The 23,441-nt window shown below is 71.2% G+C and carries 19 protein-coding genes and 2 pseudogenes; 14 read left to right on the top strand and 7 right to left on the bottom strand.

The genetic code is table 11. The features are described 5' to 3' along the window. Window positions 1–80: 80 nt before the first annotated feature. Window positions 81–1,193: a PP2C family protein-serine/threonine phosphatase gene (locus tag QOL88_RS02975; protein WP_097222835.1), complete on the top strand. Its 1,113-nt coding sequence runs from the start codon at window positions 81–83 to the stop codon at window positions 1,191–1,193. An 18-nt stretch (window positions 1,194–1,211) separates the two neighbouring features. On the opposite strand, the gene QOL88_RS02970 is transcribed toward QOL88_RS02975, so the two are convergent. From QOL88_RS02970 to QOL88_RS02960, 3 genes are all read right to left on the bottom strand, one after another. Next, window positions 1,212–1,622, bottom strand: a complete 411-nt coding sequence (locus tag QOL88_RS02970) for a DUF6069 family protein (protein WP_179878748.1) — start codon at window positions 1,620–1,622, stop codon at window positions 1,212–1,214. Continuing rightward, window positions 1,619–2,230, bottom strand: coding sequence for a TetR/AcrR family transcriptional regulator (locus QOL88_RS02965; protein ID WP_097214944.1), 612 nt, complete (start codon window positions 2,228–2,230; stop codon window positions 1,619–1,621). Before QOL88_RS02965 ends, QOL88_RS02970 begins: the two co-directional genes overlap by 4 nt. A gap of 209 nt (window positions 2,231–2,439) precedes the next feature. After that, complete coding sequence (locus tag QOL88_RS02960; protein ID WP_097214943.1) at window positions 2,440–3,558, bottom strand: serine hydrolase domain-containing protein; 1,119 nt, start codon at window positions 3,556–3,558, stop codon at window positions 2,440–2,442. 111 nt (window positions 3,559–3,669) lie between these two features. On the opposite strand from QOL88_RS02960, the gene QOL88_RS02955 reads away from it, so the two are divergent. Further along, a complete protein-coding gene (locus tag QOL88_RS02955) occupies window positions 3,670–4,329 on the top strand; it encodes a TetR/AcrR family transcriptional regulator (protein WP_097214942.1) in 660 nt (219 codons plus the stop codon). 35 nt (window positions 4,330–4,364) lie between these two features. Here QOL88_RS02955 and QOL88_RS02950 read toward each other — a convergent pair. Then, window positions 4,365–4,874, bottom strand: a pseudogene (locus QOL88_RS02950) (ABC transporter substrate-binding protein); the annotation flags it as partial. A gap of 96 nt (window positions 4,875–4,970) precedes the next feature. Between QOL88_RS02950 and QOL88_RS02945 the strand changes: the two are divergent. Next, a pseudogene (locus tag QOL88_RS02945) lies at window positions 4,971–5,192 on the top strand (peptidase inhibitor family I36 protein); the annotation flags it as partial. A gap of 6 nt (window positions 5,193–5,198) precedes the next feature. Here the strand turns inward: QOL88_RS02945 and QOL88_RS02940 are convergent. Together QOL88_RS02940 and QOL88_RS02935 are read right to left on the bottom strand one after the other, a co-directional pair. After that, entirely contained in the window at window positions 5,199–6,197 is a 999-nt protein-coding gene (locus QOL88_RS02940; protein ID WP_097214941.1) for an aldo/keto reductase family protein, read from the bottom strand. Between the two features lie 51 nt (window positions 6,198–6,248). Then, window positions 6,249–6,578 carry a helix-turn-helix transcriptional regulator gene (locus tag QOL88_RS02935; RefSeq protein WP_097222833.1) on the bottom strand — a complete coding sequence of 110 codons (330 nt, stop codon included), beginning with the start codon at window positions 6,576–6,578 and terminating at the stop codon, window positions 6,249–6,251. Between the two features lie 107 nt (window positions 6,579–6,685). On the opposite strand from QOL88_RS02935, the gene QOL88_RS02930 reads away from it, so the two are divergent. The 3 genes from QOL88_RS02930 to QOL88_RS02920 all read left to right on the top strand — a co-directional run bounded on the left by QOL88_RS02930 (window position 6,686) and on the right by QOL88_RS02920 (window position 14,276). After that, window positions 6,686–7,090, top strand: coding sequence for an STAS domain-containing protein (locus QOL88_RS02930; protein ID WP_097214940.1), 405 nt, complete (start codon window positions 6,686–6,688; stop codon window positions 7,088–7,090). Between the two features lie 270 nt (window positions 7,091–7,360). Next, on the top strand, window positions 7,361–11,632 hold the full coding sequence (locus QOL88_RS02925) for a HAMP domain-containing protein (RefSeq protein ID WP_097214939.1): 4,272 nt from the start codon (window positions 7,361–7,363) through the stop codon (window positions 11,630–11,632). Between the two features lie 103 nt (window positions 11,633–11,735). Then, complete coding sequence (locus QOL88_RS02920) at window positions 11,736–14,276, top strand: SpoIIE family protein phosphatase (RefSeq protein ID WP_257028028.1); 2,541 nt, start codon at window positions 11,736–11,738, stop codon at window positions 14,274–14,276. 227 nt (window positions 14,277–14,503) lie between these two features. On the opposite strand, the gene QOL88_RS02915 is transcribed toward QOL88_RS02920, so the two are convergent. Beyond that, window positions 14,504–16,180, bottom strand: coding sequence for an NAD-dependent malic enzyme (locus QOL88_RS02915; RefSeq protein WP_097214938.1), 1,677 nt, complete (start codon window positions 16,178–16,180; stop codon window positions 14,504–14,506). A gap of 227 nt (window positions 16,181–16,407) precedes the next feature. Here QOL88_RS02915 and QOL88_RS02910 point away from each other — a divergent pair, with 227 nt between their 5' ends. The 8 genes from QOL88_RS02910 to QOL88_RS02875 all read left to right on the top strand — a co-directional run bounded on the left by QOL88_RS02910 (window position 16,408) and on the right by QOL88_RS02875 (window position 23,441). Then, window positions 16,408–16,866, top strand: coding sequence for a DUF6069 family protein (locus QOL88_RS02910; RefSeq protein WP_097214937.1), 459 nt, complete (start codon window positions 16,408–16,410; stop codon window positions 16,864–16,866). A gap of 224 nt (window positions 16,867–17,090) precedes the next feature. Beyond that, window positions 17,091–18,881 (top strand): hypothetical protein, encoded by a 1,791-nt coding sequence (locus QOL88_RS02905; protein ID WP_097214936.1) that lies wholly within the window; start codon window positions 17,091–17,093, stop codon window positions 18,879–18,881. Window position 18,882: 1 nt separating this feature from the next. After that, window positions 18,883–19,971, top strand: coding sequence for an NADH-quinone oxidoreductase subunit B family protein (locus QOL88_RS02900; RefSeq protein WP_097214935.1), 1,089 nt, complete (start codon window positions 18,883–18,885; stop codon window positions 19,969–19,971). A 61-nt stretch (window positions 19,972–20,032) separates the two neighbouring features. After that, window positions 20,033–21,826, top strand: coding sequence for a nickel-dependent hydrogenase large subunit (locus tag QOL88_RS02895; protein WP_097214934.1), 1,794 nt, complete (start codon window positions 20,033–20,035; stop codon window positions 21,824–21,826). After that, window positions 21,819–22,370 (top strand): NifU-related iron-sulfur-binding protein, encoded by a 552-nt coding sequence (locus tag QOL88_RS02890; RefSeq protein ID WP_097214933.1) that lies wholly within the window; start codon window positions 21,819–21,821, stop codon window positions 22,368–22,370. Before QOL88_RS02895 ends, QOL88_RS02890 begins: the two co-directional genes overlap by 8 nt. After that, complete coding sequence (locus QOL88_RS02885; protein ID WP_097214932.1) at window positions 22,367–22,963, top strand: DUF5947 family protein; 597 nt, start codon at window positions 22,367–22,369, stop codon at window positions 22,961–22,963. Before QOL88_RS02890 ends, QOL88_RS02885 begins: the two co-directional genes overlap by 4 nt. 42 nt (window positions 22,964–23,005) lie before the next feature. Continuing rightward, a complete protein-coding gene (locus QOL88_RS02880) occupies window positions 23,006–23,212 on the top strand; it encodes a hypothetical protein (protein WP_097214931.1) in 207 nt (68 codons plus the stop codon). A 34-nt stretch (window positions 23,213–23,246) separates the two neighbouring features. Beyond that, entirely contained in the window at window positions 23,247–23,441 is a 195-nt protein-coding gene (locus tag QOL88_RS02875) for a hypothetical protein (protein ID WP_143668834.1), read from the top strand.

Below are 23,441 nucleotides of genomic sequence, written 5' to 3'. Positions count from 1 at the left end.
GCTGCCCGTCGCAGAGCGTGTGGTGCATGATTCTCTCCGCGCCCGATGCCGGTTTCGGCCGATATTATGCATTTGTGATCATGTCTGCACGGCTGAGGCGCCGCCGCCCCGCCTACAGCGGCCGATGGGAAGCCGCCCGGCTGTCACCCGTGGTCCTGACCGTCCTCATCGCCGTCCTGGCGTTCTCCACGCCACGGGACATCGCCTTCAGCCGCCTGCTGCCCGCCGCTCCGGCCCTTGCCGCGGCTATGTGGCCCGTGCTCCCCACGGTGCTGCTGGGGGCGTTCTGTCTGCTGCTGATGACGGTCCTCAGCCTCTTCTACACCGATCTGGGGACGCAGTACACGTCGGCCGCGATCGTCGCGGTCACCTTGGCGGCCGCCTACGGCAGTCATGTCCGACTCCAGCGGGAGGAGGTGCTCTTCCAGCTCCGGCTCGTCGCCGACGCGGCCCAGAAGGTGCTGCTGCGCCCGCTGCCGCGCCGCATCGGGGACCTCGAGATCGAGTCGCTGTATCTGGCGGCCCAGGAGCAGGCCCGGATCGGCGGCGACTTCTACGAGGCACTCGGTACACCGCACGGGGTCCGGCTGCTCATCGGCGACGTACGGGGCAAGGGCCTGTCCGCGGTGGGGGTGGCCTCGGCGGTGATCGGCAGCTTCCGGGAGGCGGCGTACGACGAGCCCGACCTGCAGGGCATCATCCACCGCCTGGAGACCACCGTCACCCGCCACAGCGCCGCGTTTCCCACTCAGGACCAGCCCGAGCACTTCGCCACCGCTCTCCTGGCCGAGATCCCGCCCGACGGCGGTCGGATCCGGCTTCTCAACTGTGGTCATCCGCCGCCGATGATCGCGCACTGCGGGAAGGTCCGTGTTCTGGACCCCACCGTCCCCTCCCCGCCCCTCAACCTCGCGTCGCTCATCGGTGACCGCTACTGGGTCGACAGCGTCGCCTTCTCCCCGGGGGACCAGTTGCTCTTCTACACGGACGGCGTATCGGAGACCCGGGATCACGCCGGCCGGTTCTTTCCGCTGCCGGACTGGATGCGGCTGCAGGACCTGGAGCAGCCCCGCGAGCTGCTCGGCGCGCTGCACCGGGATCTGCTCCGGCACGGCGGCGGAAGGCTCGACGACGATATCGCGGCCCTCTCGCTCAGGCGCTCCGACGAGGAGTCTCGAGAGTCGTCGGCGTAGAAGGCCTCGGTGTCGCGGTCACCCCCTGGCCGCTCCGGCTCCCGTCTCGGGGAACCTGCCGCCCAGCCCCGGGATCAGCACCGCCGCCACCGCCAGGTGCATCAGGGCGAGGGAGGTCCGGGTGCCGCCGTCCATGCCGCCGCCGAGGAGGGGCAGGAAGGACACGGCCAGTACGGCGCCGGCCGCCGCGGTCCAGATGGCGCGGGCGCGCCGTGCTCCGCACCGCTCCAGGGCGGCCAGCAGCCCCCAGCCGGAGAGCGACGCGAACAGTGCGACGACCGCTACGGGCACGGCGCCGATGTCGAGCGTCTGCTCGCCGTCGGTGATCCGCAGCCGGTGCCCCAGCAACGGGTCCGCGACCAGCCACACCAGGACGGGAGCCAGGACGGTCAGGGCCGTGACCCCCAGGCGCCGTCGCCGAGGACTCACCCGGCGCTCCCCGAGAGCGCCCCGTGCAGGAAGATCTCCGCCAGCTCCAGCGGAGTCAGGTCGGGCTCGTCCTCCGTGCGCGGCTGGGTGAAGAGCAGCCCGAAGAAGAGGGCCGCGATCTGCTCCGGCGGCCGGCGCAGGGCGGCCCGGTCGGGCTCCAGCAGCTCGGCTAGGGCCGCGCGGATACGGGTCGCCGACTCGGTGCGGCCGGCGCCGCGCACCGTGCCGGGGTGCTTGCCGCCGCCATGCCCCAGCGAGCCGAGGATCGCGCCCATCCTGGACAGGTGCGCCTGAAGCGCGTCGGCCGCCTCCGCGAGCCGGTCGGGCAGCGGCTGGGACACGTCGATCGCGTCGAGTTCCCGGACCGCGTGCTCGGGGGAGAGGGCCTCGGCCACGCAGGCCTGCAGCAGCTCGTCCTTGTCGGCGAAGACCCGGAAGATCGTGCCCTCGCCGATGCCCGCGGCGCGGGCGATCTTCGCGGTCGTGACGGTGGCGCCGTACTCGGCGATCAGCGGGATCGCCGTCTGGATGATCATTTCGCGGCGCTGCTCCGGCGACATGGCGGGGGCGCGGCGACGGGTGGTCGTGTTTTCCTGAGGTGCCGTCATGACTGCGATAGTACGGAGTGAGTCCTCACTCCGTCAATGAGTGAGGACTCACTCCGCCCTGCTCGCCCTTTGATTCTCTTCTCGCAGCTGTAGCGGTGCGACGAGGTACTCGTCCTCCCTCGGCCGAACCACGGGCTGGTCGCGCCAGGACGGGCCCCGTCGCGACGAGCCCCGGTCGGTGGCAGGGGCGTCACCGGCTGCCCGTCCGGTCAGCCGTACATGGCCACGCGGTACAACGTCACCAGCGCGTCGTCGATGGGGTGGGGCTGCGGCCTGCCGGAGGCGTCGAGCCTGTTCCACCGCTGCAGGTTCACCGCGACGGACATCTGACGACCGCCGTCGGCACGGGTCATGGCCAGCGCTCCACCGCCCCAGACCGTGCCGCCATGGCCCCAGAAGGTGCCCTTGCCGGGACCCTCCATCGGGTGCAGGCCGAGGCCGTAGTCGATGGTCTTTCCCTCCTGGGAGACGACCGGGACGGTGCGTTGCATCTGCGCGAGCGACGACGGGCTGACGATCTCCCCGGCCAGCAGCATGCCGAAGAACCGGTTGAGGTCCGTGACGGTCGATATCAGCGAGGCCGACGGCCCCACCCAGGACATGTCGAAGACGCTGTAGTCGCGCGGTGGGTCGATCATGCCGAACCACGCCTCGTAGAGCTGGGCGTGCGGCCCGTCGACGTACGGCCCGGTGGGGAGTTCGGTGTCCCGGAGCCCGGCGCGCTCGATGACGTTCCGGGTGATGTACCGCTCGGCCGTGGTGCCGGTCACCTCCTCCAGGAGTTGGACGAGGAGCAGGTAGTTGGTGTTGGAGTACACCCCCGGAGTGCCGCCCGGGGTGCCGACGGCGGGTGCGGTCACCCCCATCTCGATCAGTTCGACGGGGTCGAACCGGGTGAACCGGTGGTCGTCCAGGCTCTGGGGGTCGGTGTCCGCGAGGGCGGGGAACGCCTTGAGGGAGGGGTAGGCGTAAGGGAGGTACTCGGCGAGACCGCTGGTGTGGTTGATCAGCATCCGGACCGTGATCGCGCCACCGCGCGCTCCGGGAACCAGCTTCGGCAGGTACCGGCCGATCGGATCGTCGAGACCGATCCGACCGCTCTCGACCTGCTGCAGCACCGCGGCGGCGGTGAAGGTCTTGGTGATGCTGCCGACGCGGTGCCGCATGTCGGCGGTGACGGGACGGCCGGTGGCGACATCGGCCACCCCGGCGGCGCCGCGCCAGACCTGGTCGCCGTCTCTCACCTCGGCGAACAGTCCCGGCATCCCGGCGCGGTGGACGTTCTCGACGGCCGCGTTCAGTGCCGCGTGATCCAGTGCGTTCTTCACGTCATGCGTCCTTTCGTGTTTCCCGGGGTCAGCTCCCATGTCCTCATTATGCACGCGGTGCGTGCAACACCAAGTGCATGGGTTAGGCTGAAATCCGGCGAGAGGAGCGAGATGGCGGGCCGAAGGCGCTGGTCGACCGAAGAGATCCTGGACGCGGCGGCGGAACTGCTGCGCACGGGCGACGCGGATTCGTTCAGCGTGCGCAAGCTGGCGGCGGCGCTCGGGACCGATTCCTCGAGCCTGTACCGGCACTTCCGCAGCAAGACGGAACTGTTGCGCGCGGTCGCCGACCGGATCCTTCTGGCCGCGATGGACGGCTACCGCCCCGAGGGTGGCTGGAAGCAGCGCATCACGTCGCTGGCCCTGCACGTGAGAGAGGCCTTCGGGCGGCAGCCCCAGCTCGCCGCGGTCTGGGGGCGCTACGCGTCAAGCGGCACCGGCTCCCGGCTGGTCATGGAAGAGGTGCTGCAGGCCCTGCGCGCGTCGGGACTGCCCGACGAGGAGATCCCGGCGCGCTACCACCGGCTCGCGGTCCTCATCGCCGCGCTGATCGCCTCCGAGGCCGGGATCAGCACCGTCACCCCCGGAGAGCACGAGCAGGGCATGGAGCTGTTCCGCGTGGCGGTCCTGGGCGCCGACCCCGAACGCTTCCCGGCTCTGGCCCACTTCGCCCGCGACGTCCGTCCCCTCGGGGCGGATCGTCATGCCGCGTTCGAAGAGATCCTCGGCGCCCACCTCGCCCAGATCGAGGCCGCGATCCGCCAGGCCTGAACGGACCGGGCCGGGAGAGTGACACCGTCCCCTCCGCCACGGTGAAGGACCCGAAAGGCGGGTGCCGACGGATCCCGGTCGACGACCTGGATCGGCGCACCGCTCCACTGCCAGACGCTGATGTCCGGTACGCGCGGGAACTGGATGCGCCCGCGCGTGCCGTCGACCGTGACGCTCGGCCATGCCGCGGCCGAGGGCGCCCGGCCCGCGCCCCCGGCGAGCAGCACGTCGGCCAGGACCGCGCTCGTGTCGTAGCCCTCGAAGGCGGCGAAGGAGGGCTCTTCCGCCAAGCGCTCGCGCAGGATCGTCTCCACGCGTGCACCGAGGGGGTTGAGCCGCTCGGGCAGGTAGCGCAGGAACGGGGTCGCGGCGCCCTCGTCGCCGAGCAGCGTCGCCCACTCGGCGAACTCCGGTTGCCCCGGCCGGAGCACCGATCAGGACCTCGGTGAGGCGCTGGTCGCGGCGGACCGACCGGACGATCGACACCGCCGGTCCGGATGGCCGACCAGGAGAAGAAGGGCCGTCGCGCGGTGCTCGGCCAGCTCTTGATCGTCCGAGCGGCGTGGAGATGAGCGCTGCTTGGGCCCGCGTCGCGGACGGGACGGTGGTGGCCGCCGTGCTCACGGTGCTGCTGGCCGGGGCTGTTCCGGGCCGTCGCAGCGTTGTTCCTCCTCTTCACCGGCGTTCCCACCCCAGCAGGCACAGCAAGCGCCGCCGACTGCCCGAGCGGTGGGTTCCGCGTCTGGGAGAACGCCGACTTCTCCGGTCAGCGCGCCAGCTGGTCCGGCGATGACGGCTGGTGGGAGAGCTGGATCGCGGACGCGGACTCCTCCTGGGCCGACCACGGGATCTCCGGGCCCGGCGCGGGCTCAGCGGTGCTTGACGCCCGGCTGCGCGGCGGGGGCGAGCGTCGGTTCCGATACGGGCACCTCGCCGAGTGCCCGGTCCACCGCTGCCAGCAGGTCCTCGGAGAGCTCCACGGCCGAGGCCGCCGCGTTGCTGCGGACCTGCTCGGGGCGGGAGGCTCCGGTGATCGCGGAGGCGACCTCGCCGCGGCGCAGAACCCAGGCGAGCGCCAGGGTCGCCATGCTCATCCCGGCCTCCTCGGCGAGGGGGACGAGGCGCTGGACCGCGTCGAGGGTCGCGTCGCTGTAGACGAGGTCCTGGGACACCGCCATGTCCGCGGAGGCGAAGCGGCTGCCCTCCGGAACGGGCCGCCCGGGCCTGTACTTGCCGGTCAGGACGCCCTGAGCCAGGGGCGACCAGACGATCTGGGAGATGCCGTGGGCGGCACAGAGACCGAAGACCTCGGCCTCGGGGGCCTGCCACAGCATGGAGTACTGCGGCTGGGAGGAGACGAACAGGTCGGGGCCGGCGATGTCGATCGCCGCCCGGATCTGCTCGGGCGTCCACTCGCTGAAGCCGATGTAGCGGGCCTTGCCCTGCTCCACCACCTTGAGGAACGCCTCGAGGGTGTCCTCGATCGGCACGGACGGGTCGAAGCGGTGTGCCTGGTACAGGTCGACGTGGTCGGTCCTGAGGCGGGCGAGGGAGGCGTCGATCTGCCGGGAGATCTGGTCGGGGGACAGGCCGCGGTCGGCCGGGTCGTCCGACATCGGGAAGTAGACCTTGGTGGCCAGGATGTAGGAGTCGCGGGGATGGGCGGAGAGGATCTCGCCCCATGCCGACTCGGCGGCTCCTCGCCCGTAGACGTTGGCGGTGTCGAAGAAATTGATGCCGGCGTCGAAGGCCGCCTCGGTGCAGGCGCGGGTGGCGTCCGCCTCGATGCCCCCGGAGTAGGTGAGCCAGGACCCGAGGGAGATCTCCGAGACCTTCAGGTCGGAACTGCCGAGCGTGCGGTACCGCATGCTTCTCCTCTTCCTCGGTGCGGGTCGTCCGCGGGCCGGCCCCGCCACCCGCTACGGGGCGACGGGTTTCCTGACGCGGTCGGTCTCGTCCTGGACGAGCAGCGAGAGCAAGGCGGCCACGGAGAGGCCGGCCTCGGCCGGGTGGCGCAGCACCTTGTCCGGCTCGATGCGATAGGTGTTCGTACGCCCGTCCCTGGTGTGGGAGAGATAACCGTCCTGCTCCAGATCGGAGATGATCCGCGAGACGGCGCGTTCCGTCAGCCGGCAATGGGCGGCGATGTCACGGATGCGGGCGTTCGGATTGTCGGCGATGGCCGCCAGTACACGCGCGTGACTGGTGATGAACGTCCATCCGCTGTGGGACTCGGGCACTCCTACCATGCCCAGCATTTTAGGGGGCAGCATTGCCGGAACGTAGATACGTGACATACTTTTCATGCAACTGATGACCTGCTCCCATCGGGGAGAGCCACAGAAGGAGCCCGAAGGTGCCCTGGGACGAGGCCGGTGCGCCGGCACTCACGCGCGACACCGGCGCCGAGCCGCTGCCGGAGCAGGCCGCCACGCACGCCCCCGAAGGGGCCGCGGTGCTGCAGTACGAATGGCTCGGGGCCTGGGTCATCGTCGCCCGCGGCTCCTACGACATGGACTCGATCGCGCCATTGTCGGACGCCCTGGGGGCCGCGGTCAGGAAGCACCCGAAGGTGGTCCTGGACGCCTCCGGCATCACCTTCGCGGACTCGATGCTGCTCAATCTGCTGATCCTCACCCACCAGGCGGGCACCCTGCGTGTGGTCGCGCCGTCCCCTCAGCTCCAGCGGCTCTTCGAGATCACCGGAGTCGACGGCGTCCTGCAGACGCGGACCTCGCTGGATGACGCCGCCGTCTCCTGAGTCGCCCTTCGCAGGGCGGGGGTTTCCGGAGCGGGGCGGTGTCACAGCTGCCGGAAACGGCTGGTGACGCGGCACCCGCTGTTCGGCCGAGGATGGCGGCTCCTGCTTTGTTGAGTGCTTGAAACGTGAGTTAACCTGCGGCGTATTTCCACACCACATACACATCTGTGACCGTGGAAACGCATGCACGGCAACCGGGCCGTACATCGGCCCGGGGGGTTCCGAGTCCTCGGCTGTCGAGGGCTCTTGGGGAGCGGAACGAGGGTGGGCATGACCAGCGACAGCACTGGCGTCGTCGATGCGGTGCCGGGCGACCAGGAGCTGCGGCGGCTGCTGGCCGGCCTGACGGCCGTACGCGACGGGGACTTCGGTACCCGGCTGCCGGACGACGCGGACGGCCTCATGGGCGACATCGCCAAGGTCTTCAACGGCATGGTCGACCAGCTGTCCGTGTTCACCTCCGAAGTCACCCGGGTGGCCCGGGAGGTCGGCACCGAGGGCACCCTCGGCGGTCAGGCGGAGGTGCCGGGTGTCTCGGGCACCTGGGCCGACCTGACCGACTCGGTCAACGCCATGGCGGGCAACCTGACCACGCAGGTCCGCGACATCGCCCAGGTGGCCACCGCGGTCGCCAAGGGCGACCTCTCCCAGAAGATCGACGTGCCCGCCCGCGGCGAGATCCTTCAGCTGAAGGAGACCGTCAACACGATGGTCGACCAGCTGTCCGCGTTCGCCGACGAGGTCACCCGTGTCGCCCGCGAGGTCGGCAGCGAGGGACGGCTCGGCGGCCAGGCACAGGTGCCCGGCGTGGCCGGCGTCTGGCGCGATCTGACCGACTCCGTGAACCACATGGCGGGCAACCTCACCAGCCAGGTCCGCTCCATCGCCCAGGTGACCACGGCGGTCGCGGAGGGCGACCTGTCGCAGAAGATCACCGTGGACGCGCGCGGGGAGATCCTGGAGCTGAAGAGCACCATCAACACGATGGTCGACCAGCTCTCGGCGTTCGCCGACGAGGTCACCCGTGTCGCCCGCGAGGTCGGCACCGAAGGGCGCCTCGGCGGCCAGGCGGACGTCAAGGGCGTCAAGGGCACCTGGCGCGACCTCACCGACTCCGTGAACTTCATGGCCGGCAACCTCACCGGCCAGGTCCGCAACATCGCGCTGGTGGCCACGGCGGTGGCCAAGGGCGACCTGTCGCAGAAGATCACCGTGGACGCGCGGGGCGAGATCCTGGAGCTGAAGAGCACCATCAACACGATGGTCGACCAGCTCTCCGCCTTCGCCGACGAGGTCACGCGCGTCGCCCGCGAGGTCGGCACCGAGGGACGCCTCGGCGGACAGGCCCAGGTGCGCGGGGTGTCGGGCACCTGGAAGGACCTCACCGACAACGTCAACGTCATGGCCTCCAACCTCACCGGCCAGGTCCGCTCCATCGCCCAGGTCGCCACCGCCGTGGCGCGCGGCGACCTGTCGCAGCGGATCACCGTCGAGGCCGCCGGCGAGGTCGCCGCGCTGGCCGAGGTCATCAACACGATGGTCGACACGCTGTCGGCCTTCGCCGACGAGGTCACCCGTGTCGCCCGCGAGGTCGGCACCGAGGGGCGCCTCGGTGGCCAGGCGCACGTGCCGAACGTCGCCGGCACCTGGAAGGACCTCACCGACAACGTCAACTCGATGGCCAACAACCTCACCGGCCAGGTGCGCAACATCGCGCTGGTGACGACCGCCGTGGCCCGGGGCGACCTGTCGAAGAAGATCGACGTGGACGCCCGCGGTGAGATCCTCGAACTCAAGACGACGATCAACACGATGGTCGACCAGCTGTCCGCGTTCGCCGACGAGGTCACCCGTGTCGCCCGCGAGGTCGGCACCGAGGGACGCCTCGGCGGACAGGCCGAGGTCGAGGGCGTCTCCGGCACCTGGAAGCGCCTGACGGAGAACGTCAACGAGCTGGCGGGCAACCTGACCCGTCAGGTGCGGGCCATCGCCGAGGTCACCAGCGCCGTCGCCGAAGGCGACCTGACCCGGTCGATCAACGTGGAGGCGTCCGGCGAGGTCGCCGAGCTCAAGGACAACATCAACTCGATGGTGGAGTCCCTGCGCGAGACCACCCGGGCCAACCAGGAGCAGGACTGGCTCAAGACGAACCTCGCCAGGATCTCGAGCCTGATGCAGGGCCATCGCGACCTGCCCGTGGTCGCCGAGCTGATCATGGACGAGCTGGTCCCGCTGGTGTCGGCCCAGTACGGAGCCTTCTACCTCGCCGAGGACGGCGACGACGGGCCCGAACTGCGACTCGTCGGCTCCTACGGCTACCCGGAGGAGAGCACCCGTCCCGCCCGCATCGCCTTCGGCCGCACCCTGGTCGGACAGGCCGCGCGCAGCCGGCGCACCATCATGGTGGAGGAACTGCCGGACGGCTACGTCACCATCTCCTCGGGCCTCGGCCAGGTGGTGCCGTCCGCGCTGGTGCTGCTCCCCATCGTGGTGGAGGGCCAGGTACTCGGCGTCATCGAGCTGGCGTCGGTCACACGCTTCACCCAGATCCACCGGGACTTCCTGGCGCAGCTGATGGAGACCATCGGCGTCAACGTCAACACCATCGTGGCCAACGCCCGCACCGACGAGCTGCTGGTCGAGTCGCAGCGCCTCACCGTCGAACTCCAGGCCCGCTCCACCGAGTTGCAGGTGCAGCAGGAAGAGCTGCAGCGCTCCAACGCGGAACTGGAGGAGAAGGCCTCGCTGCTGGTGGCGCAGAACCGGGACATCGAGGCGAAGAACCTGCAGATCGAGCAGGCCCGCCAGGAGCTGGAGACCCGCGCCCAGCAGCTGTCGCTGGCCTCGAAGTACAAGTCGGAGTTCCTGGCCAACATGAGCCACGAACTGCGCACCCCGCTCAACAGCCTGCTCATCCTCGCCCAGTTGCTCGCGCAGAACCCGTCCCGCAACCTCACGCCCAAGCAGGTCGAGTACGCGCAGATCATCCACTCCGCCGGTTCCGATCTGCTCCAGCTGATCAACGACATCCTCGACCTGTCGAAGGTCGAGGCCGGAAAGATGGACGTCACGCCCGAGCGGGTGACGCTGCGGCAGCTCATCGAGTACGTCGAGGCCACCTTCCGGCCCATGACGACGCAGAAGAGCCTGGACTTCACGGTGACGACCGCCCCCGGCGCGCCCGCGGACGTGCTCACGGACGACTCCCGGCTGCGCCAGGTGCTGCGCAACCTCCTGTCGAACGCCGTGAAGTTCACCGAGCAGGGCGGCGTGGAGCTGAGCATCGAGCCCGCGGCGGACGGCGAGGTGCCCGAGGGCGTGGTGCGGGGGGCCGCCGTGGTGGCCTTCCGCGTCAAGGACACCGGCATCGGCATTCCCGAGCAGCACCTGGAGACGATCTTCGGCGCGTTCCAGCAGGCGGACGGCACGACGAGCCGCAAGTACGGCGGGACCGGCCTGGGCCTGTCCATCACCCGTGAGATCGCCCAACTGCTCGGCGGCGCCGTATCGGTGCACAGCACACCGGGCCAGGGCAGCACGTTCACGCTCTTCCTGCCCGTGGCCCGCCCCGACTTCGAGGAACTGCTCAGCCACGGCAGGCCCCTCGAGCGGACCTCGGCCGATCCCGTGCCGCAGGGGCTGGCCGGTTCGGTGCCGGTGCCCCAGATCGGGCCCGGCCCCCGGCCCCGGCGCCTGCTCGTCGTGGAGGAGCGCTCGCGCGGTCTGCTGACCCTCGTCGCGGAAAGCGTGGTCGCCGACCTGACGCACGGCCGCGCCGACGGCGCCCAGCGGCCCGCGGTCGACATCATCACCGCCGTCGGCGCGCAGGAGGCGGCCGGCGCGCTGGCCTCCGAGCCGTGCCACTGCGTCGTCCTGGAACTGGGCATGCGCGACGACGAGGCGTCCCGCTTCCTCCAGGCCCTGGAAGGCGACTCGGCGCTGACGAGCGTGCCGGTGCTGGTGCACAGCAGCCACCCCGGGGATGTGTCCCAGGACGAGACGCTGCGCTCCCGATCCGCCGGCGGCGCACTGGAGCTGCTGTCCAGCCTCGACGAACTGCGCGAGCGCATCGCCCTGCACCTGTCCGCCGAGGAACCCGGGGACGTGCTCTCCCTCGTGCGCACCGAAGGGCCGCAGCACCTGACGCCGCCCTCCGTCGACGACGCGACGGCGGGCCGTACCGTCCTCGTCGTCGACGACGACGCGCGGAACCTCTTCGCGCTGAGCGGGATCCTGGAGATGCACGGCTTCCGTGTCCTGCACGCCGAGAACGGACGCAGAGGCATCGAGACACTGATGAACAACCCGGACGTCGCCATCGTGCTCATGGACGTGATGATGCCCGAGATGGACGGCTACACCGCGACGGCCGAGATCCGCCGGATGCCGCAGTACGCCGAACTGCCCATCATCGCCGTCACGGCCAAGGCGATGCCGGGCGACCGGGACAAGAGTCTCGCCTCGGGTGCCAGCGACTACGTCACCAAGCCCGTCGACACGCGCGACCTCATGGCCTGCGTCCGCCGCTGGCTGCCCGCATGAGCACACCGGCGCCCGAGCACCGCACCGGCGGCCCGGGCGCCCCGCAGCGCCCGTCGTCCCGCGCCCCAGGGCACCCCAGCCGAGGAGCCTCCACACCGTGAGCATGTCCGAGCAGCCGCGCGAACCGGGCCGCGGCGGTGAGCCGAAGCACGACTCGGCCGCCGGCCCGCAGCCCGCTCCGCCGTCGGTGACGTCCGACCTGTTCCCCCTGAGCATCGAGGGGGAGCCGAAGGCCTCCGATGAGGACGAGCCGGCTTCCGAGGAGCCGTCGGAGTCCCCGGACGCCCCGGCCGCCGACCTCGAGAACCTCGGCGCCGCGTCCCCGGTGGGCCGGCTCGCCGCCACCGTGGAGCGGCTCAGCCGGGAGGTGCGGGCCGCCCAGGCGGAGGCCGAAGGGCGTGCCCTGATCGAGCTCGCCAAGGGTGTCCTGGTCGAGCGGCTGAAGTGCGGACCGGCCCAGGCCGCCCGGCAGCTCGCCCAGTTGGCCGAGCAGGCCCAGGTCACCCCCCTGGAACTCGCCGTCGACGTCATCAACCAGGCCGCCCGGGACCGGATGTCCGAGGTCACGGACGCCTTCCTCGCCGCCACCCGGGCCGCCGACGAGGCCGAGAACGAGTCGGCCGCCGTACGCCTGCGCGCGGCGGAGAGCGGCGTACTGGCCGCAGACGACACCCAAGCCGTCGCCGACGCCCTGCTGGAGCAGGCGCTGCGCCCTCTCGGCGCGGTGGCCGTGGCCATATGGGCGGCGGGCGCCGACGGTTCGCTCACCCTGGCGGGCAGCGCCGGTTTCTCACCGGCCGAGGCAGCGCGCTGGCGTTACGTCCCGCCGGACGTGGTGACCGTGGCGCGGCGGGGCCTCATCGAGCGCGAGGGGCAGTGGATCACCACCCTCGGCGCGACCGGGCTGCCCACCATCGGCCTGCACCACCACCCGGACGGCGGCCGGGCCGCCCTGCCCGCCGGCACCGGAGGCCGCATCCACGGCGTGCTGGAGATCGCCTGGCCGGAGCCGCTCACCCCACAGCGCCCGCAGATCGTCCGCCAGGTGGAAGCGCTCGCCGAACTGTGCGCACACACGCTGGAGACCCACGCGCCGTCCCAGGGAACGGCCCAGGAGCCCCGCGTCCTGCCGGACGCCGCCGAGCTGATGGACCTGGCCGACGGACTGCACGACCCCGCCCTCGTCCTCGTGCCGCACCTCGACGCCGACGGACACCTGGTCGACTTCCGCATCCAGCACGTGAACAGCCGCTTCCTCGACCCGGCGGGCAGGCCGCGTGCGGTCGTGAGCGGCGCGCTGCTCCTGGAGGCCTACCCCATGGCCGCCGGGGACAGCGAGTTGTTCCAGCGCGTCGAGCGGGTCTACGCCACCGGGGAGCCCTTCCGGGCCCGCCGGATGAACCTCACCGCCCTCGTCGACCAGGTGCCCCTCTCGGCGGTCGCGGACATCAGCATCAGCCGCCACGGCATGTCCGTCCTCCTCATCTGGCGCATCGAGGACGAGACGGCGCGACTGGCCAGCCTGCTCCAGCACGCCCAGCGGCTCGGCCGCATCGGCGGGTTCGAGGAGCACGTGCTCACCGGCGAGATCACCTGGAACGGGCAGCTCTTCGACCTCTACGGACGCCCGCAGACGAGCACCCCGGTGCCCCTGGAGGAGCTGCCGGCCCATGCCCACCCGGACGACGGCGTCTCCATCCGCCGTTTCCTGCGCACGCTGCTGCACCACCAGCGGCCGGCTGCCGCCGCCTTCCGGCTCCAGCGGCCGGACGGGGTGACCCGGCACATCCGGATCGTCGCCGAACCGGTGCTGGACACCGACGACCGGCTGCTCCTGATCCGAGGCGCCTGCCAGGACATCTCGGCCCAGCACTGGACCGAGGTGGCGCTCGCGGCCACCCGCGACCAGCTGGCGCACACCGAGCAGCAGGCCACCGAACGCAACCGGCTGACCCTGCAGTTGCAGCACGCCATCATGCCTCCCACACAGGCGCCGTTGCAGGTTTCCGGCCTTCAGGTCGCCGTCCGCTACCGGCCCGCGGAGACCGAGCAGTTGGTGGGCGGCGACTGGTACGACGCCGTCGTCCTGCCGTCCCGGAAGGTGCTGCTGTGCGTCGGGGACGTGGCCGGGCACGGCATCGAGGCCGCCACCAGCATGGTCGTCCTGCGCAACGCGCTGCGCGGCCTGGCCGTGACCGGCGCCGGCCCTGGCCAGTTGCTGTCCTGGCTCAACATCGTGGCGCACCATCTGACCGGCGCCGTCACCGCGACCGCTGTGTGCGGACTGTACGACCCGGTCCGGCGGACGCTGCGCTGGGCCCGGGCGGGACACCTCCCGCCCGTCCTCGTCCGGGACACCGAAGCGGCCCCCCTGCCTCTGGTCAAGGGCCTGCTGCTGGGCGCCGTCCCCGAGGCCGTCTACGAGGAGACCGAGCTGCAACTAGCCCCGGAGGACACCTTGTTGATGTACACGGACGGCCTGGTCGAACGCCGTGACCGGCCCGTGGAGGAGTCTCTCACCCACCTGCTGACCACCGCCCGCACGGCACCGAGCACGCTCGACCAGCAGCTGGACCGCCTGCTGACCTACAGCAGGTCGGACACCGACGACGACACCTGCATCGTGGGCATCCGGGTCGGGTGAGGGACGCCGTCGGCCGCCGGCTGTATCGATCACGAGCGTTGTTGACGCTGACCGTGCTTGATCAGGGCGAAGGCCTCCGTGTGTGGTGGAGGTGTCGAATCTTCACCGCACGGAGGCCTTCGTGTCCCACCGCCTGATGCCGCGCGACCCGACGGTGAAACCGATGCCTCCGGGGGCGACGGTCGTGTCGTTCGACAGTACGGCCCCCGGAGCACCGTCATACGCTCCTAGTCCTCGTACACGGGCGTCCACTGCGCCCGGGCGACGGCCTCGCGCAACTCCTCCTCCGTCGCCTGCGGGGCCACCCCGTCCTCGACGGCGGCGAGGGCCGCGGCCAGGGCGATCTCGCGGGCGGACTCCCGCATCCCGGTCAGCGGCGGCAGCAGCGGCACGGGCAGGTCGTCGCCGTCCGCCGCCCGGACCGCGCACCGCGCGACGGCCCGGGCGGCGGCCACCAGCATGCGGTCAGTGACACGGGTGGCCCGGCTCGCGGTCACCGCGAGGCCCATCGCCGGGAAGACATACACGTTGTTCGACTGTGCCACCGGCACCTCGCGCCCGTCGACGGTCAGCGGCGGGAAGGGCGAGCCGGTGGCGATCAGCGCCCGCCCGTCGGTCCAGCGGGTGAGGTCGGCCGGCTCGGCCTCGGAGTGCGAGGTGGGGTTGGAGAGCGGGAAGACGACGGGCCGGTCGCAGGTCGACGCCATCTGCCGCACGATCTCCTCGGTGAACGCGCCGTGCGCCGTCGACAACCCGATGAGCGCCGTCGGCTCGACGCGGCGCACCACCTCGGCCAGGCCGGTGCCGTCCCAGTCGGCCACCTCGCTCTCGTCCCGCGCGAACGCCTGCTGCTGCGGGGTCAGTTCGGAGCGTGAGGACACCAGCAGGCCGTCGACGTCGAGGATCCAGAACCGGGCCGTCGCCTCCTCCTCCGGCAGACCCTCGTCGACCATCGCCGTACGGATCATGTCGGCGACGCCGATCGCCGCCGAGCCCGCGCCCAGGATCACCACGCGCTGCTCGGGAAGCGGGGTGCCGGCCACGTCCGCCGCCGTGGACAGGGCGCCCAGCGTGACGGCCGCGGTGCCCTGGATGTCGTCGTTGAACGTGAGCAGCCGGTCGCGGTAGCGGGCGAGGATCGGCTGGGCGTGCGCGGTGGCGAAGTCCTCCCACTGCAACAGCGTCCCGGGCAGTTCCGCCTCGACCGCGGAGACGAACGCCTCGATCATCTCGTCGTACTCGGCGCCCGTCAGCCGCCGGTCGCGCCGGCCCAGGTAGCGGGGGTTGTCGAGCAGGGTCTCGTTGTCGGTGCCGACGTCCAGCAGGATCGGCAGGGTGCGGGCGGGGTGGATGCCGCCGATCGCCGTGTAGAGGCTCAGCTTGCCGATGGGGATGCCCATGCCGCCGACCCCCTGGTCGCCCAGGCCGAGGATGCGCTGGCCGTCGGTGACGACGATGACGTCCACGTCGTGGTCCCGGTGCGGGCGGTTGCGCAGGATGTCCCGGAAGCGGTGCCGGTCCTCCCAGGTCAGGAACAGCCCGCGCGGCCGCCGGTAGATCTCGCTGAACTTCTGGCATGCCTCGCCCACCGTCGGCGTGTAGACGACGGGCAGCAGCTCCTCCAGGTACTCGGTGACCAGCCGGTAGAACAGGACCTCGTTGGTGTCCTGGAGCTGCCGCAGGTAGATGTGCCGGTTGAGGGGCTTGTCGTAGCCGCGGAACGCCTCGTAGGCACGGGCGACCTGCTCGTCCAGGGTCTCCACGGCGGGCGGCAGCAACCCGTCGATCCCCAGCTCCTCGCGTTCGCGCCGGCTGAAGGCGGTGCCCCTGTTGACCAACGGGTCGGCCAGGGTCGTGACGGCGGGGCTGGTGGTGGGGCGGGGGTGATGCGTCGGCTGATCCATGAGGTAACGCCTTCCCGTGACGCGCCGTTTCGTGCGGGTGACGTGTGCCATCCGGATGAACCACCGGCTCCGTGGACCATCCGGATGAATCACCGGCTCCGTGGACCATCCTGATGAGCACCGGCCCCGTGAAAACGTCCCGCGGTCACCGATGAGTTCCGCGCCGCCGTCCGGTCTATTTCTCCGTACACCCCACCGCGCCCCAACGCCCCTCAGGAGACAGTGACATGAGCGTGACGACGCCTCAGACCCAGGCACAGCGGACCGAGTCCGGCCGTCTCTCCACACGCCCCGTGTGGCTGGTCGGCGTTCTGGCCGCCCTCGCCGGAGCCGTGGTGACGGAGGCGTTCGCGCTCGTCGCGCGGGCCGCCGGTGTCCCGATGGAAGCGGCGGGCCCCGGGGCCACGGAGGCCGCGGAGATCCCGGTCGGCGGCTTCTTCGGCGGGGTGCTGTTCTGGTCGGTCGCCGGAATCGTCCTCGCGGTCGTCCTCGCGCGCTGGGCCAAGCGGCCCGCCCGCACCTTCACCGTGACGACCGTCGCGCTCACCACACTGTCCCTCGTCGGCCCGGCCGTCGCCCCGCACACCGCTACCTCCACCCAGATCGTCCTCGCCGCGTCCCATGCGGTGGCCGCCGCGGTCGTCGTCCCGCTGCTGGCGCGCAGGCTCTCCCACGTGCGGCGCTGAACACGTCCCAGCCCTCCACACCACCGACACGGGCCCGTCGCGCCTCGGCGCCGACGGGCCCGTCGCTGTCCGCCCCGACCCGGGCGAACCGACCCGAGCCGCCCGGCCACGGCCTCGGACCACCCCGAACGGCCCAATCCCGCTGCGCCGGAGGAGGCGACCGTGGATGACCGGTGTGACCGTGGTGGAAGGAATGCGCGTGCACACGGTGACGAGGAGGCGCGATGGCGGAGGCACTGGCCGAAGGCGGCACGAACAGCGCTGCCACGGCGGGCGGGGCCGGCCCGTCCCCGGGCGTCTTCGAGCAGCTCGGCGCCGTCGCCGACGCCGTCCTCTACGAGGGTTACCTTCTTTACCCCTACCGCCGTTCCTCCACCAAGAACCGCATCCGCTGGCAGTTCGGCGTGCTGTTCCCCCGGGACTGGGTGGAGGCGGACGGCCCCGTCACCCCCGGTGTCTCCGGCTCCGCCGACTCCTGGTACCAGCAGACCGAGTGCCTGCTGCGGGTCCGGCAGCCGGACAGCGCCCGCGTACGCGTGCGGGTCCGCTACCTCCAGATGCAGCGCAAGCAGGTGGAGGAAGCAGGCCGGCCCGTCGAGTCGCTGCGCGGCGACGACGGCACGGTGCATCTGACCTTCGACGAGGCCCTGCCGCGCGAGTGCGAGATCGCGGCCCCGCTCGACGAACTCCTCCGGGGCGGACGCACCGTCGCGGTGAGCGCCGCGGCGGGGGAGGACGTCGAGCCGCTGCCCGACGACACCGGGCGGGTGGTGCGCAGCCGCGAGGAGATCCGCGCCGAGACCACCGTCACCGCGGAGTGGCTCTCCGACGGCCTCTGCCGGATCCGCGTACGGACCACGAACACCGCGCCGGCCCCGGCACCGCGCACTCCGCGGGACGAGGCACTGCGCCGGGCCCTCATCGCCACGCACACCCTCATCGGCGGCGACGGGGTGGAGTTCGTCTCGCTGATCGACCCGCCGGCGGACCTGGAAGCACTCGTGCGCGCGTGCCGCAACGAGTTCACCTTCCCCGTGCTCGGCGGCGAGGCCGGCGACACCGGACCTGTCCTGCTGTCCGCGCCGATCATCCTGCCCGACCACCCCCAGGTCGCCCCCGAAAGCCCCGGCGACCTGCACGACGCCGCCGAGATCGACGAGATCCTCACGCTGCGCACGATGCTGCTGACCGACGAGGAGAAGCGCGAGGCGCGGGCCACGGACCCACGGGCGGCGGCGATCCTCGACCGGGTCGACACCATGCCGCAGGAGGTCTTCGAACGACTCCACGGCGCCGTCCGCTCCCTGACGCCGTCCACCCCGACGGCGTCTGCCGACCGGCTGTCGGGCGTGGTCGAATCTCCGGAGCCGGTCACCTTCTCCGCGGCGTCCACCGACCGACTGCCCGATGCCGTCCGTTCTCCGGAGCCGGTCACCCTCGCCGCGGCGCCTGCCGACCGGTCGCCCGGCGCCGTCCGCTCCCTGACGCCGTCCACCGACCGGCTGCCCGATGCCTTCGGCTCGCCGGCACCGGTCACCCCCACGGCGTCCGCCGATCGGTTGCCCGGCGCTGCCGGCTCTCCGGCGCCGGTCACCTTCCCCACGGCGTCCGCCGACCGGCCCGCCTGGTGGCAGGAGGGTGCCGACGACGGTCTGTCCCCGACCACCGACACCGTGCTCGTCGACGGCGTCCCGCTCGGCGGCGGCAGCCGCGTGCGGCTGCGCCCCCGGGGACGCGGCGCGGACGCCCAGGACATGTTCCTGGCCGGGCGGACCGCCCAGGTCGCCGCCGTCTTCCACGACGTGGACGGCAGCGTGCACCTCGCCGTCACCCTCGACGACGACCCCGCCGCCGAACTGAACAACTGGTACGGCCGCTTCCACTACTTCCGGCCCGACGAGCTCGAACCCCTCGAGCCCGCCGGATCCCCGGACGAGCCGTCGGCACCGGCTCCCGCCGCAGCTCCGGCGCGGCACACGTCCGACTCCGAGACCCCCGCAGCGGAGGCCGAGTGACATGACCACCCACAGCAGCACCGCCGAAGTCAGCAAGGAACCCGAACGGTCCGAGGACCGGAAGGGCATAGACGAGATCACGATCCTCTGGATCTCCGAGGGCATGAGCTGCGACGGCGACACCGTCTCGCTCACCGCCGCCGACCAGCCCTCCATCGAGGACCTGGTGCTCGGGTTGATCCCGGGCCTGCCGAAGGTGAACCTGGTCAACAAGGTGCTCTCGCCCAGCCTGGGCGGTGAGGACTTCCTCGCGCCCTACCGGGCGGCCGTACGCGGCGAACTGGGCCCGTTCATCCTCGTCATCGAGGGCTCGATCCCCAACCAGAACATCATCGAGGGCGACGGCTACTGGACGTCCTTCGGCAACGACCCGGAGACCGGCGAGCCGCAGACCCTCAACTGGTGGATCGACCAACTGGCCCCCAAGGCCTGGGCGGTCGTCGCCGCCGGCACCTGCGCCACCTTCGGCGGCATCCACGCCATGTCCGGCAACCCGACGGGCTGCATGGGCCTCGCCGACTACCTGGGCTGGGACTACACCTCCCAGGCCGGCCTGCCCATCGTCAACGTGCCCGGCTGCCCGATCCAGCCCGAGAACTTCATGGAGACCCTGGTCTGGGTCCTCTACCACGCGGCCGGCTCCGCGCCCCCGCCGCCGCTGGACCACATGCTGCGCCCGCAGTGGCTGTTCGGCAAGACGGTCCACGAGGGCTGCGACCGGGGCTCGTACTACGAGCAGGCCAGCTTCGCCACGGACTACAACTCGCCCAAGTGCCTGGTCAAGACGGGCTGCTGGGGTCCGGTCGTCAACTGCAACGTGCCCAAGCGCGGCTGGATGGCCGGCATCGGAGGCTGCCCCAACGTCGGCGGCATCTGCATCGGCTGCACGATGCCCGGCTTCCCCGACGCGTTCATGCCGTTCATGGACGAACCCCCCGGCGGCACCCTGTCGTCCCTGGTCATCAAGCCGTACGGAGCCGTCATCCGCCGGCTGCGCGGCGTGACCAACGAGCTGGTCAACCACGAGCCCAGGTGGCGCCACAACAAGCGCAAGCTGACCAGCGGTTACGACCCGCACTGGCGCGCCTGATGAAGCCCACCGGGCACACCCCCCACCCCCACACCACCGACAGCGAGGGGCAGTACCGCAGATGACCACCACCGAGGCCCGTCCCACGGACCGTAAGCCGCCACAGCTCGTGGACATGTCCTGGGATCCGATCACACGGATCATCGGGAACCTGGGCATCTACACGAAGATCGACTTCGCCAACCGGGAAGTCGTCGAATGCCACAGCACCTCGTCGCTGTTCCGCGGCTACTCGGTGTTCATGAAGGGCAAGGACCCGCGCGACGCGGGCTTCATCACGTCCCGGATCTGCGGCATCTGCGGCGACAACCACACCACCTGCTCCGACTACGCCCAGCAGATGGCCTACGGCGTCAAGCCGCCCCCGCTGGCCGAGCACATCGTGAACCTCGGCGAGGCCGCCGAGTACATGTTCGACCACACGATCTTCCAGGACAACCTGGTCTTCGTGGACTTCTGCGAGGCGATGGTCAAGGCCACCAACCCCGGTGTCCTGGCCCGCGCCGAACGCACCGAGGCCCCCCGCGGCGAGATCCACGGCTACCGGACCATCGCCGACATCATGAAGGCCTTCAACCCCTTCGAGGGCGAGGTCTACAAGGAGGCCCTGAAGGTCAGCCGGGTCACCCGCGAGATGTTCTGCCTCATGGAGGGACGGCACGTCCACCCCTCCACGCTGTACCCGGGCGGCGTCGGCACGATGCCGCAGCCGACCGTCTTCACCGACTACCTCAGCCGCCTCATGAGGGTCATCGACTTCGTGAAGAAGGCCGTCGCCATGAACGACGACGTCTTCGACTTCTTCTACGAGGCGCTGCCCGGCTACGAGGAGGTCGGCCGCCGCCGTACCCTGCTGGGCTGCTGGGGAGCCTTCCAGGACCCCAAGGTCGTCGACTACCGCTACGAGACGATGAACACCTGGGGCAAGGCGATGTACGTCACCCCCGGGATCATCGTCGACGGTGAGCTGGTCACCAACAACCTCGTGGACATCAACCTCGGCCTGCGCATCATGCTGGGCAGCTCCTACTACGAGGACTGGGTCAACGAGCAGCCCTTCGTCACCCACGACCCGCTCGGCAACCCCGTCGACATGCGCCACCCGTGGAACCAGACCACCGTCCCGGTACCGCAGAAGCGCGACTTCGACGACAAGTACAGCTGGGTGATGAGCCCCCGCTGGTTCGACCAGCGCACCGGCGACCACCTCGCCCTCGACACCGGCGGCGGCCCCCTCGCCCGCCTGTGGTCGACGGCGCTCAGCGGCCTGGTCGACACCCCGTACATCAAGGCCACCGGCCACAGCGTGCGCATCTCCCTGCCCAAGGGCGAGTCGCTGCCGGAGACCACCCTGGAGTGGCGCATCCCGCAGTGGAGCAACACCATCGAACGCGACCGCGCCCGGCCGTACTTCGTCGCCTACGCGGCCGCCATGGCCCTGCAGTTCATCGAAGAGGCCATGGGCATGGTGCGCGCGGGCGAGACCAAGGTGTTCGAGAACTACGAGGTGCCCGACGAGGCGATCGGCTGCGGCTTCCACGAGGCGGTGCGCGGCGTCCTCTCCCACCACCTGGTGATCAAGGACAAGAAGATCGCCAACTACCACCCGTACCCGCCCACCCCGTGGAACGCCAGCCCCCGCGACAAGTTCGGCACCCCGGGACCGTACGAGGACGCCGTCCAGGGCCAGCCCATCTTCGAGGAGAACGGGCCGGACGACTTCAAGGGCGTCGACATCATGCGCACGGTCCGCAGCTTCGACCCCTGTCTGCCCTGCGGTGTGCACATGTACGTCGGCAAGGGCAAGACGCTGACCACCCTGCACTCGCCGACGTACGGGGCGAACCATGGCTGAGGCCACCACGGCACGGCTGGCGGACCCGGACGTCGAGGCCCGGCTCGTCCGGCTCGACCGGGCGCTGGACAGCCTCGAGTCCGCACCCGGCCCCACGACGCGCACCGCGACCGAGGCGGTGGCCCTGCTGACCGAGGTCTACGGCGAGGCCCTGGCCCGTGTCCTGGACCGGGCGGACGAGCAGCTGGCCGAACGCCTGGCCGAGGACGAGCTCCTGGGGCACCTGCTGGTGCTGCACGACATCCATCCCGAGCCCGCCGAACGCCGGGCGGCCCGCGCGGTCGAACGGCTGCGGCCCGCCGTGCAGGAACGCGGCGGCGACGTGGAGTGGGCCGGGGTGGAGGGGCAGGTCGCCCGGGTGCGTCTGACCACGGGCGGCGGCGGATGCGGGTCCGGCTGCGGCGGCGGAGGTGACGAGGTCACCGACGCGGTCCGTGCGGCGGTGCTCGCCGCGGCGCCGGAGCTGACGGCGGTGGAGCCCCTGACCGAGACGGCCCCCGCCTTCGTCCCGCTGACCACGCTGACGCACCGGAGCGCACCGTGACCACCGACGGGGCCCTGGCCCGCCTCATCCGTTCCTCGGCCGACCGCACGGCGGCGGCCGAGCGGGAGGTGTGCGACCTGTGCGCCGCACCGGTCGCCGACGAGCACGCCCACCTGTACGACACCGGCCAGGAGGAGGTGCGCTGCGTCTGCGGCCCCTGCTCGGTGCTGTTCGCCGACGCGGCGGCGGGGGACGGCCAGTACCGGCTCGTGCCCCGGCGCCGGCTCCGGCTGCCCAAGGTCGACACGGCCGTCCTGGGCGTACCCGTCGGCCTGGTCTTCTTCGTGCCCCGGGCGGACGGCACCATCACCGCCGAGGGCCCGAGCCCCGCGGGAGCCATGCGGTGGGAGGTGGACACGGCCGCCTGGCAGCAGCTGGCCGGGACGTGTCCGCAGCTCGCAACCGTGGAACCCGACGTGGAGGCTCTGCTGGTGAACACCGTCCACGGCCTCGACGAGCACTGGATCGTGCCGATCGACGACTGCTACCGGATGATCGCCGTCGTGCGCCGGGAGTGGCGCGGCATGTCCGGCGGTGGCCGGATCTGGCCGGCCGTCGAGCAGTTCTTCGAGGACCTCACCGAGCGGCCATAGCCACGCACTCCGCAGGTCGGAGGCGAGGAAGGAGAGCACCCCATGGGCAACATCAGAGTGGGCCGGCCCCAGGCCAAGCCCGACACGCCCGGGCACGTCGCCGGACTGCACCAGGGCAACAAGGGACCGCGCGAGCGGCAGAAGGGCCACCACGAGGACGGCACCGCCGACGCGCGCCGTTCCACCGGGATCCACTGGAAGCGGCATGACGCCCTCGCGGAGACCATGCCGAACATCTCGCCGGGCTGAACACCGTGATGAGGACGAGCAGGGAGTCGCCGCAATGAAACGAACACGTTGCAGACCCGTCGCGCGCAGGCGGGGCGGGATGAGCGGGCAGCGGGTGCTGAAGGCCGAGGCCGTCCTGATGGGCGGCGTGGCTCTGGCCCTGCTTGCCTGGGAGTGGCCCAGCCTGAGGCGCGAGGTGCGGATCTGGCGGATGGCCGGCGGATTCCGCGCCGGCCACCGCTACCCGTGA

This window comes from Streptomyces sp. Ag82_O1-12 (assembly GCF_900182715.1).
GTDB lineage: Bacteria > Actinomycetota > Actinomycetes > Streptomycetales > Streptomycetaceae > Streptomyces > Streptomyces massasporeus.
The sequence above is the reverse complement of the archived record's forward strand: the minus strand, read 5'-3'. Positions and strand labels throughout refer to the sequence as shown.

What these genes read in the sequence shown, in the direction of transcription:
- QOL88_RS02975 (WP_097222835.1), top strand. Translation starts at nt 81, where the DNA reads ATGTCTGCACGGCTGAGGCGCCGCCGCCCCGCCTACAGCGGCCGATGG.
- QOL88_RS02965 (WP_097214944.1), bottom strand. Translation starts at nt 2,230, where the DNA reads ATGACGGCACCTCAGGAAAACACGACCACCCGTCGCCGCGCCCCCGCC.
- QOL88_RS02955 (WP_097214942.1), top strand. Translation starts at nt 3,670, where the DNA reads ATGGCGGGCCGAAGGCGCTGGTCGACCGAAGAGATCCTGGACGCGGCG.
- QOL88_RS02940 (WP_097214941.1), bottom strand. Translation starts at nt 6,197, where the DNA reads ATGCGGTACCGCACGCTCGGCAGTTCCGACCTGAAGGTCTCGGAGATC.
- QOL88_RS02935 (WP_097222833.1), bottom strand. Translation starts at nt 6,578, where the DNA reads ATGGTAGGAGTGCCCGAGTCCCACAGCGGATGGACGTTCATCACCAGT.
- QOL88_RS02925 (WP_097214939.1), top strand. Translation starts at nt 7,361, where the DNA reads ATGACCAGCGACAGCACTGGCGTCGTCGATGCGGTGCCGGGCGACCAG.
- QOL88_RS02920 (WP_257028028.1), top strand. Translation starts at nt 11,736, where the DNA reads ATGTCCGAGCAGCCGCGCGAACCGGGCCGCGGCGGTGAGCCGAAGCAC.
- QOL88_RS02915 (WP_097214938.1), bottom strand. Translation starts at nt 16,180, where the DNA reads ATGGATCAGCCGACGCATCACCCCCGCCCCACCACCAGCCCCGCCGTC.
- QOL88_RS02910 (WP_097214937.1), top strand. Translation starts at nt 16,408, where the DNA reads ATGAGCGTGACGACGCCTCAGACCCAGGCACAGCGGACCGAGTCCGGC.
- QOL88_RS02905 (WP_097214936.1), top strand. Translation starts at nt 17,091, where the DNA reads ATGGCGGAGGCACTGGCCGAAGGCGGCACGAACAGCGCTGCCACGGCG.
- QOL88_RS02900 (WP_097214935.1), top strand. Translation starts at nt 18,883, where the DNA reads ATGACCACCCACAGCAGCACCGCCGAAGTCAGCAAGGAACCCGAACGG.
- QOL88_RS02895 (WP_097214934.1), top strand. Translation starts at nt 20,033, where the DNA reads ATGACCACCACCGAGGCCCGTCCCACGGACCGTAAGCCGCCACAGCTC.
- QOL88_RS02890 (WP_097214933.1), top strand. Translation starts at nt 21,819, where the DNA reads ATGGCTGAGGCCACCACGGCACGGCTGGCGGACCCGGACGTCGAGGCC.
- QOL88_RS02880 (WP_097214931.1), top strand. Translation starts at nt 23,006, where the DNA reads ATGGGCAACATCAGAGTGGGCCGGCCCCAGGCCAAGCCCGACACGCCC.
- QOL88_RS02875 (WP_143668834.1), top strand. Translation starts at nt 23,247, where the DNA reads ATGAAACGAACACGTTGCAGACCCGTCGCGCGCAGGCGGGGCGGGATG.